This is a genomic window from Sphingomonas sp. (assembly GCF_039595165.1).
Classification (GTDB): Bacteria; Pseudomonadota; Alphaproteobacteria; order Sphingomonadales; family Sphingomonadaceae; genus Sphingomonas.
The window spans coordinates 1-7,229 of the sequence record NZ_JBCNMA010000156.1; the positions used below are offsets into that span (position 1 = coordinate 1).

A 7,229-nucleotide genomic window follows, 5' to 3' on the forward strand; every position below is an offset into this window, starting at 1 on the left:
GCGATCCGCGAAGGCGGCCGCACCGTCGGCGCCGGCGTCGTCAGCGGCATCGACAAGTAATCGACGCCCGCAAGGGCTGAGAATGAAGAGCCCGGCTTCCCCCAGGGGAGGCCGGGCTTTTTGTTTGGAGCGGGTAACCGAGGGGGGAGTTGCATGGGTGAGCCGGAGGATGACGACGACCCGCTGAGCGGCGAGTCGCGCTGGGTCCGGATCGCGGTGCTCGCTTCGGTCATGGTGGTGTTCTGTAGCGTGATCGGCCTGTGGCTGACCTGGGCGCTCACCACGACTGGCGAAACGGCGTCGGTAGGCTTCCGGGGCGGCCAGCGCATTCCGATCTCCCCTGAACTGGCCCGGGTTATTTTTATCGGGGCCGGAGCCCTCCTCCTGGTGGTGCTCGCGATGCTGTTCGCGGGTGGACTCCGCTATGCGTGGCGCGCCCCTGATCCTTCGGGTTCTCCTGGTGAAGCCGGGTTGAATCTGGGGGAGCATGTAAAGTGGGTCGGGCGACCCGGCTGGTCGAGCCTGACCGGTGCGCCCGCATTCTTGCTTCTCCTAACCGTCTTGGGTCCGGTTCTGATCGGCTGGTGGATTCTGGGAACGCCGATCGACGGCCTGTTCGGGCCTCGAGGGTTCTGGGCGCTGCTATTGATCGGTCTGCTCTTCGGGTCGATTGTCCCGGCGATCCTCTTTGCCCGCCGAACGCTGAGCAGCTGGGTTTTCGACTCGCTCGGGACTGTGGCTGTTACCGACCGGCGTATCGTGTGGCTCTCGCCCATGCGCGGCCTGGCGTATCGAGAGATCGCGGGGGACAGTATTATCGGCGCGGCACTGGTCGATCGGGACGGGCGGCGCGGTTGGGTCTCCGTAACCCAGCAGGTCGGGGCCGATGTCGAGGAACATGACCTGTTCGGGTTGTCAGATCCCGAAGGGGCTGTGGCGGCGATCGAAGCGCTTTCGCTTGCACAGGCGCGCGAGCTGCGCTTTCCGGTGACGGGCGGCGATCTGGGGGCTTGATATCCCGGGCGTGTCCCGGTAAGGGGCCGCCTTCAGTTTGAGTTCAACCAGCAAGAACCCCGGCAACGGGGTCCGCTCTTTCACATCGGTAGGGACATGGACAACAATATCCGTATTCGCCTGAAGGCGTTCGATCACCGCGTGCTCGACCAGGCGACCGGCGACATCGCCGACACTGCGCGCCGCACCGGCGCTCTCATCCGTGGCCCAATCCCGCTTCCGACGAAGATCGAGAAGTTCACGGTCAACCGTGGCCCCCACATCGACAAGAAGAGCCGCGAGCAGTTCGAAGTGCGCACCTACAAGCGCATGCTCGACATCGTGCAGCCGACCCCGCAGACGGTCGACGCGCTGATGAAGCTCGACCTCGCCGCCGGCGTCGACGTCGAGATCAAGCTGGCCTGAGCCAGCTGACGCAGCCCCGATCACTGGTCGGGGCTGTTTCCGTTCCCCATTCGCCGAAAAGGCTGGGTGAGGGGGTGGACAGGGAAGTGAAGCTGACGTAAAGGCGCCGCTTCCCAACGAGATTCGCGATTCCATCGGGATCGCGCAGGGCCGGCCGGATCGATCCCGATCCGAAGTTCCAGCCAGAGCGTGAAGCTCAAAACGACATAGGGATACCGCCGGACTCCGGTCCGGGTCTGCGTCCCCCGTCTTTCCGCGCCGCAAGGTGTGGAATTCAGCCCGGACGGGGGCTCGCATCGCATATTCGGGCTGAGGCACGCACCCTTCGGAATCGTCCGTGGGGTGCCTCTGTTATGGAGTGAATGGATCATGCGCACTGGCGTGATCGCGAAGAAAATGGGGATGACCCGCCTGTTCCAGGACGACGGCCGCCACGTGCCGGTCACCGTCCTGGCGCTCGAAGGCGTGCAGGTCGTCGCCCGTCGCGAAATGGACAAGGACGGCTACACCGCCGTCCAGCTCGGCGCGGGCAGCGCCAAGGCGAAGAACGTCGCCAAGCCGCAGCGCGGCCAGTTCGGCAAGGCCGAGGTGGAGCCCAAGGCGGTGCTGGCGGAGTTCCGCGTCGACGAGGACGGTCTGCTTGACGTGGGCGCCGAGATTTCGGCCGACCATTATGTCGCGGGCCAGTTCGTCGACATCCAGGGCCGGACGCAGGGCAAGGGCTTTGCGGGCGGCATGAAGCGCTGGGGTTTCGGCGGTCTGCGCGCGACCCACGGCGTCTCGATCTCGCACCGCTCGCTGGGTTCGACGGGTAACCGTCAGGATCCGGGCCGCGTCTTCAAGAACAAGAAGATGGCCGGCCACATGGGCGACAAGAACCGCACGCAGCAGAACCTCGAGATCGTCGGCACCGACGTCGAGCGCGGCCTGATCTTCGTCAAGGGCTCGGTCCCTGGCTCGAAGGGTGGCTGGCTGTTCGTCAAGGACTCGGTGAAGGTCGCGCGCCACAAGGACGCGCCGTTCCCCGCCGGCCTCAAGGCTGTTGCCAACACCAACGACACCGCCCCCGCGGAAACCCCGGCCGAAGTGGTCGAGGCCCCCGAGGCGACCGAAGGCCAGGAGGGCTGAACGTGAAGGTCAAGGTTCAAACCCTCGACGCCAAGGCATCGGGCGACATCGAGCTGAACGACGAAGTGTTCGGCGTCGAGCCGCGCGCCGACATCCTGCACCGCGTCGTTACCTGGCAGCTGTGGAACCGTCGCGAGACGGCCCGCCCGACGCGCGAGCGTTCGGAAGTATCGCGCACCGGCAAGAAGTTCGGCCGCCAGAAGGGCGGCGGTACGGCTCGTCACGGCGACCGTGCGGCCCCGGTGTTCATCGGCGGCGGCAAGGCGCACGGCGCCCGCAAGCGGGATTTCAACATCTCGCTGAACAAGAAGGTTCGCGCGCTCGGCCTGAAGATGGCGCTTTCGAGCCACGCCAAGGCGGGCTCGCTGATCGTCCTCGACGGGTTCGAGGCGAGCAAGACTTCGGCGCTGAAGGGCCAGTTCGCCGGCCTGAAGGTCGGCAAGACCGCGCTGGTGATCGACGCCGAGGCCGGCAACGGCTTCCTCGCGGCGCGCAACCTGGCGGGCGTCAACGTCCTGCCGGCGGTGGGCGCCAACGTCTACGACATCCTGAAGCACGACACGCTGGTCCTGACCCGCGCTGCCGTCGAGAAGCTGGAGGCTCGCTTCAATGGCTAAGAAGCAGGAGCAGATCGACGTGCGTCACTATGACGTGATCGTCGCGCCGCACATCACCGAGAAGTCGACGCTCGTCTCCGAGGCGAACGCGGTCGTCTTCAAGGTCGCCAACGACGCGACCAAGCCGCAGATCAAGGCGGCGGTCGAGGCGATCTTCGGCGTCGGTGTCACCGCGGTGAACACCATCGTCCAGAAGGGCAAGACGAAGCGCTGGAAGGGCAAGCCCTACACGCGCACCGACATCAAGAAGGCGATCGTCACCCTCAAGGACGGTGACTCGATCGACGTGACGCAGGGGGTCAACTGACCATGGCGCTCAAGAACTACAACCCGACCTCGCCGGCGCGGCGCGGCCTGATCCTGGTGGACCGTTCGGGTCTGCACAAGGGCGGCCCCGTCAAGGCGCTGACCGAGGGCAAGCGCAAGACCGGCGGCCGCAACAACAAGGGCCATGTGACCTCGCGCGGCATCGCGGGCGGCCACAAGCAGCGCTATCGCATCGTCGATTTCAAGCGCCGCCTGTGGGACGTCGAGGGCAATGTGGAGCGGATCGAATATGATCCCAACCGCACCGCCTTCATCGCGCTGATCAACTATGGCGCGGACGAGAACGGCAAGGATCGCCTGGCCTATATCATCGCGCCGCAGCGGCTTCAGGCCGGCGACAAGGTGATCGCGGGCAAGAAGACCGACGTGAAGCCGGGCAATGCGATGGAGATCGGCCAGGCGCCGGTCGGCACGATCGTCCACAATGTCGAGATGAAGCCCGGCAAGGGCGGCCAGATCGCGCGTTCGGCAGGCACCTATGTGCAGGTCGTCGGCCGCGACCGCGGCATGGTGATCGTGCGCCTCAACTCGGGCGAGCAGCGCTACGTCCGCGGCGAGTGCATGTGCACCGTTGGCGCCGTGTCGAACCCCGACAACGGCAACACCAACCTCGCCAAGGCCGGCCGCAACCGCTGGAAGGGCATCCGCCCGCTGACCCGCGGCGTCGCCAAGAACCCGGTCGACCACCCGCATGGCGGTGGTGAAGGCCGGACCTCGGGCGGCCGCCATCCGGTCACCCCGTGGGGCAAGCCGACCAAGGGTGCGCGCACCCGTCACAACAAGGCGACGGACAAGTTCATCATCCGCAGCCGCCACGCGAAGAAGAAGGGCTAACCGATGGCTCGCTCAGTCTGGAAGGGTCCGTTCGTGGACCTCCACCTGCTCAAAAAGGCAGAGACCGCTCAGGAAGCGTCGGGCCGTGGCGGTCCGATCAAGACCTGGTCGCGCCGTTCGACCATCCTGCCGCAGTTCGTCGGCCTGACCTTCAACGTCTACAACGGCCGCAAGTTCGTGCCGGTGTCGGTGAACGAGGACATGGTCGGCATGAAGCTCGGCGAGTTCGCGCCGACCCGGTACTTCCCGGGCCACGCCGCCGACAAGAAGGGTAAGCGCTAATGTCGAAGCCCAAGGCTCCCCGTCGCGTGAGCGACAACGAGGCGCTGTCGGTCGGCACGCAGATCCGTGGTTCGGCGCAGAAGCTGAACCTGGTCGCGGGCCTGATCCGCGGCAAGCGTGCCGGCGACGCGATGAACATCCTCGCCTTCTCGAAGAAGGCGATGGCGGTGGACGCGCGCAAGGTGCTGGCCTCGGCCATCGCCAATGCCGAGAACAACCACAATCTCGACGTCGACGCGCTCGTCGTCGCCGAGGCGTCGGTCGGCAAGTCGATCACCATGAAGCGGTTCCACACCCGTGGCCGCGGCAAGTCGACGCGCATCCTGAAGCCGTTCAGCCGTCTGCGCATCGTGGTGCGCGAAGTGCAGGAAGAAGCATAATGGGTCACAAGAGCAACCCGATCGGTCTGCGCCTGCAGATCAACCGCACCTGGGACAGCCGCTGGTTCGCCGAAGGCCAGGACTATGGCCGCCTGCTGCTCGAGGATCTCAAGATCCGCCAGTACATCATGAAGACGCTGCCCCAGGCCGCGATCTCCAAGGTGGTGATCGAGCGTCCGGCGAAGCTGTGCCGCGTCAGCATCTATGCCGCGCGTCCCGGCGTGATCATCGGCAAGAAGGGCTCGGACATCGAGAAGCTGCGCAAGACGCTCGGCGCGATGACCAGCTCGGACGTGTCGCTGAACATCGTCGAGATCCGCAAGCCTGAGGTCGACGCCAAGCTCGTCGCGCAGGGCATTGCCGACCAGCTGGAGCGCCGCATCGCGTTCCGCCGAGCCATGAAGCGCGCCGTTCAGTCGGCGATGCGTCTGGGCGCCGAGGGCATCCGCATCAACTGCGGCGGTCGTCTGGGCGGCGCGGAGATCGCGCGTTCGGAATGGTATCGCGAGGGCCGGGTTCCGCTGCACACGCTGCGCGCGAACATCGACCATGCCGAGGCCGAGGCCCACACCGCCTATGGCGTGTGCGGCGTCAAGGTCTGGATCTTCAAGGGCGAGATCCTGGGCCATGATCCGATGGCGACCGATCGCCTGAACATGGAATCGCAGACGTCGGGCGTGCGCCCGGCGCGCGACGACCGTCGCTAAGGGTTAGGCACAATGCTGCAACCGAAAAAGACCAAGTTCCGCAAGGCCTTCAAGGGCCGGATCAAGGGTGAGGCCAAGGGCGGCGCGACGCTGAACTTCGGCTCGTACGGCCTGAAGGCGATGGAGCCGGAGCGGATTACCGCGCGCCAGATCGAGGCGGCCCGCCGCGCGATCACGCGTCACATCAAGCGCCAGGGGCGTTTGTGGATCCGCATCTTCCCGGACGTTCCGGTGTCGAGCAAGCCTGCCGAAGTCCGCATGGGCTCGGGCAAGGGCGGGCTCGAATATTGGGCCGCCCGCGTCAAGCCGGGCCGCATCCTGTTCGAGCTGGACGGCGTTCCCGGCCCGCTCGCGGCGGAAGCGTTCGAGCGTGCGGCGATGAAGCTGCCGATCAAGACCAAGGTCGTGGCGCGTCTCGGCGACACGTCGCACCTGGAGGGTTGAGGGAAATGACCAAGGCTACCGACCTTCGGGCGAAGACCGACGATCAGCTCACCGAGGAGCTGGGCAACCTGAAGCGCGAGGCGTTCAACCTCCGTTTCCAGGCCGCGACCAGCCAGCTCGAGAAGCCGAGCCGCGTCAAGGAGGTCCGCAAGGACATCGCCCGCATCAAGACGCTGCAGAGCGAGCGTTCGCGCTCGGCTGCGAAGTAAGAGGACAACGAACATGCCGAAGCGCGTGCTGACCGGGCAGATCGTGTCCGACAAGGGCGACAAGACGGTGGTCGTGAACGTGGAGCGCAAGGTCAAGCACCCGCTCTACGGCAAGATCATCCGCCGCTCGAAGAAGTATCACGCCCATGACGAGGCGAACGAGTACAAGGCTGGCGAGACCGTGCGCATCGAAGAGACCGCGCCGATCAGCAAGCTCAAGACCTGGAAGGTGATCGAGCGGGTTGACACCCACGCGACGCCCGAGCGGGCCGACATCGCCTAAGACCCGCAGGGTCTGACGAGTTTAACTGGAACCCCCGGGACGTGTCCCGGTAGGCCAAGAGAGAAGGAACCGGATCGATGATCCAGATGCAGTCCAATCTCGACGTCGCCGACAACAGCGGCGCGAAGCGGGTGCAGTGCATCAAGGTGCTGGGCGGGTCGAAGCGTCGCTTCGCCGGCGTGGGCGACGTCATCGTCGTCAGCATCAAGGAAGCACAGCCCCGCGGCAAGGTGAAGAAGGGTGACGTGCACCGCGCCGTCATCGTCCGCACCGCCAAGGACGTCCGCCGTGCCGATGGCTCGGTGATCCGCTTCGACGGCAATGCCGCCGTCCTGGTCAACAAGAACGAGGAGCCGATCGGCACCCGTATCTTTGGCCCGGTGGTCCGCGAGCTGCGCTCGAAGGGCTTCATGAAGATCATTTCGCTCGCCCCCGAGGTGCTGTGATGGCTGCTGCCAAGATCAAGAAGGGCGACCAGGTCATCGTCCTGTCCGGCAAGGACAAGGGCAAGACCGGCGAAGTCACCAAGGCGCTTCCGAAGGACGGCAAGGTCGTCGTGTCGGGCGTCAACATCGCGGTGCGTCACCGCAAGCCGACCC

The 7,229-nt window shown here is 65.7% G+C and carries 14 protein-coding genes; all 14 read left to right on the forward strand.

Features of this window, described 5'->3' with window-relative positions; all coding sequences use genetic code 11:
* Positions 1-153: 153 nt before the first annotated feature.
* Entirely contained in the window at positions 154-1,014 is an 861-nt protein-coding gene (locus ABDV68_RS17400) for a hypothetical protein (RefSeq protein WP_343521368.1), read from the forward strand.
* A 96-nt stretch (positions 1,015-1,110) separates the two neighbouring features.
* Positions 1,111-1,419 carry a 30S ribosomal protein S10 gene (gene rpsJ / locus ABDV68_RS17405; protein WP_066574470.1) on the forward strand — a complete coding sequence of 103 codons (309 nt, stop codon included), beginning with the start codon at positions 1,111-1,113 and terminating at the stop codon, positions 1,417-1,419.
* A 369-nt stretch (positions 1,420-1,788) separates the two neighbouring features.
* Positions 1,789-2,547 (forward strand): 50S ribosomal protein L3, encoded by a 759-nt coding sequence (gene rplC, locus ABDV68_RS17410; RefSeq protein WP_343521369.1) that lies wholly within the window; start codon positions 1,789-1,791, stop codon positions 2,545-2,547.
* A 2-nt stretch (positions 2,548-2,549) separates the two neighbouring features.
* Positions 2,550-3,164 (forward strand): 50S ribosomal protein L4, encoded by a 615-nt coding sequence (gene rplD, locus ABDV68_RS17415; protein WP_343521370.1) that lies wholly within the window; start codon positions 2,550-2,552, stop codon positions 3,162-3,164.
* Positions 3,157-3,471 (forward strand): 50S ribosomal protein L23, encoded by a 315-nt coding sequence (locus tag ABDV68_RS17420; RefSeq protein ID WP_343521371.1) that lies wholly within the window; start codon positions 3,157-3,159, stop codon positions 3,469-3,471. Before rplD ends, ABDV68_RS17420 begins: the two co-directional genes overlap by 8 nt.
* A gap of 2 nt (positions 3,472-3,473) precedes the next feature.
* Positions 3,474-4,325 (forward strand): 50S ribosomal protein L2, encoded by an 852-nt coding sequence (gene rplB, locus ABDV68_RS17425; RefSeq protein WP_343521372.1) that lies wholly within the window; start codon positions 3,474-3,476, stop codon positions 4,323-4,325.
* Between the two features lie 3 nt (positions 4,326-4,328).
* Positions 4,329-4,607 carry a 30S ribosomal protein S19 gene (gene rpsS, locus ABDV68_RS17430; protein ID WP_343521373.1) on the forward strand — a complete coding sequence of 93 codons (279 nt, stop codon included), beginning with the start codon at positions 4,329-4,331 and terminating at the stop codon, positions 4,605-4,607.
* Positions 4,607-4,987, forward strand: a complete 381-nt coding sequence (gene rplV / locus ABDV68_RS17435; protein ID WP_265119408.1) for a 50S ribosomal protein L22 — start codon at positions 4,607-4,609, stop codon at positions 4,985-4,987. The genes rpsS and rplV overlap by 1 nt, the downstream gene beginning before the upstream one ends.
* Complete coding sequence (gene rpsC, locus ABDV68_RS17440) at positions 4,987-5,694, forward strand: 30S ribosomal protein S3 (RefSeq protein ID WP_343521374.1); 708 nt, start codon at positions 4,987-4,989, stop codon at positions 5,692-5,694. Before rplV ends, rpsC begins: the two co-directional genes overlap by 1 nt.
* A 12-nt stretch (positions 5,695-5,706) precedes the next feature.
* On the forward strand, positions 5,707-6,138 hold the full coding sequence (gene rplP / locus ABDV68_RS17445; RefSeq protein WP_145844368.1) for a 50S ribosomal protein L16: 432 nt from the start codon (positions 5,707-5,709) through the stop codon (positions 6,136-6,138).
* A gap of 5 nt (positions 6,139-6,143) precedes the next feature.
* Positions 6,144-6,347, forward strand: a complete 204-nt coding sequence (gene rpmC / locus ABDV68_RS17450) for a 50S ribosomal protein L29 (RefSeq protein WP_343521375.1) — start codon at positions 6,144-6,146, stop codon at positions 6,345-6,347.
* 13 nt (positions 6,348-6,360) lie between these two features.
* On the forward strand, positions 6,361-6,630 hold the full coding sequence (gene rpsQ, locus ABDV68_RS17455; RefSeq protein ID WP_343521376.1) for a 30S ribosomal protein S17: 270 nt from the start codon (positions 6,361-6,363) through the stop codon (positions 6,628-6,630).
* Between the two features lie 77 nt (positions 6,631-6,707).
* Positions 6,708-7,076, forward strand: coding sequence for a 50S ribosomal protein L14 (gene rplN, locus ABDV68_RS17460; protein ID WP_066574426.1), 369 nt, complete (start codon positions 6,708-6,710; stop codon positions 7,074-7,076).
* Positions 7,076-7,229, forward strand: a 154-nt coding sequence (rplX, locus tag ABDV68_RS17465) for a 50S ribosomal protein L24 (protein WP_343521377.1), incomplete at its 3' end; no start/stop codon positions are given. The genes rplN and rplX, both read left to right, overlap by 1 nt.

Bases quoted from the DNA above. Each gene is read 5' to 3' on its own strand.
- ABDV68_RS17400 (WP_343521368.1), top strand. From the start codon at position 154: ATGGGTGAGCCGGAGGATGACGACGACCCGCTGAGCGGCGAGTCGCGC.
- rpsJ (WP_066574470.1), top strand. From the start codon at position 1,111: ATGGACAACAATATCCGTATTCGCCTGAAGGCGTTCGATCACCGCGTG.
- rplC (WP_343521369.1), top strand. From the start codon at position 1,789: ATGCGCACTGGCGTGATCGCGAAGAAAATGGGGATGACCCGCCTGTTC.
- ABDV68_RS17420 (WP_343521371.1), top strand. From the start codon at position 3,157: ATGGCTAAGAAGCAGGAGCAGATCGACGTGCGTCACTATGACGTGATC.
- rplB (WP_343521372.1), top strand. From the start codon at position 3,474: ATGGCGCTCAAGAACTACAACCCGACCTCGCCGGCGCGGCGCGGCCTG.
- rpsS (WP_343521373.1), top strand. From the start codon at position 4,329: ATGGCTCGCTCAGTCTGGAAGGGTCCGTTCGTGGACCTCCACCTGCTC.
- rplV (WP_265119408.1), top strand. From the start codon at position 4,607: ATGTCGAAGCCCAAGGCTCCCCGTCGCGTGAGCGACAACGAGGCGCTG.
- rpsC (WP_343521374.1), top strand. From the start codon at position 4,987: ATGGGTCACAAGAGCAACCCGATCGGTCTGCGCCTGCAGATCAACCGC.
- rplP (WP_145844368.1), top strand. From the start codon at position 5,707: ATGCTGCAACCGAAAAAGACCAAGTTCCGCAAGGCCTTCAAGGGCCGG.
- rpmC (WP_343521375.1), top strand. From the start codon at position 6,144: ATGACCAAGGCTACCGACCTTCGGGCGAAGACCGACGATCAGCTCACC.
- rpsQ (WP_343521376.1), top strand. From the start codon at position 6,361: ATGCCGAAGCGCGTGCTGACCGGGCAGATCGTGTCCGACAAGGGCGAC.
- rplN (WP_066574426.1), top strand. From the start codon at position 6,708: ATGATCCAGATGCAGTCCAATCTCGACGTCGCCGACAACAGCGGCGCG.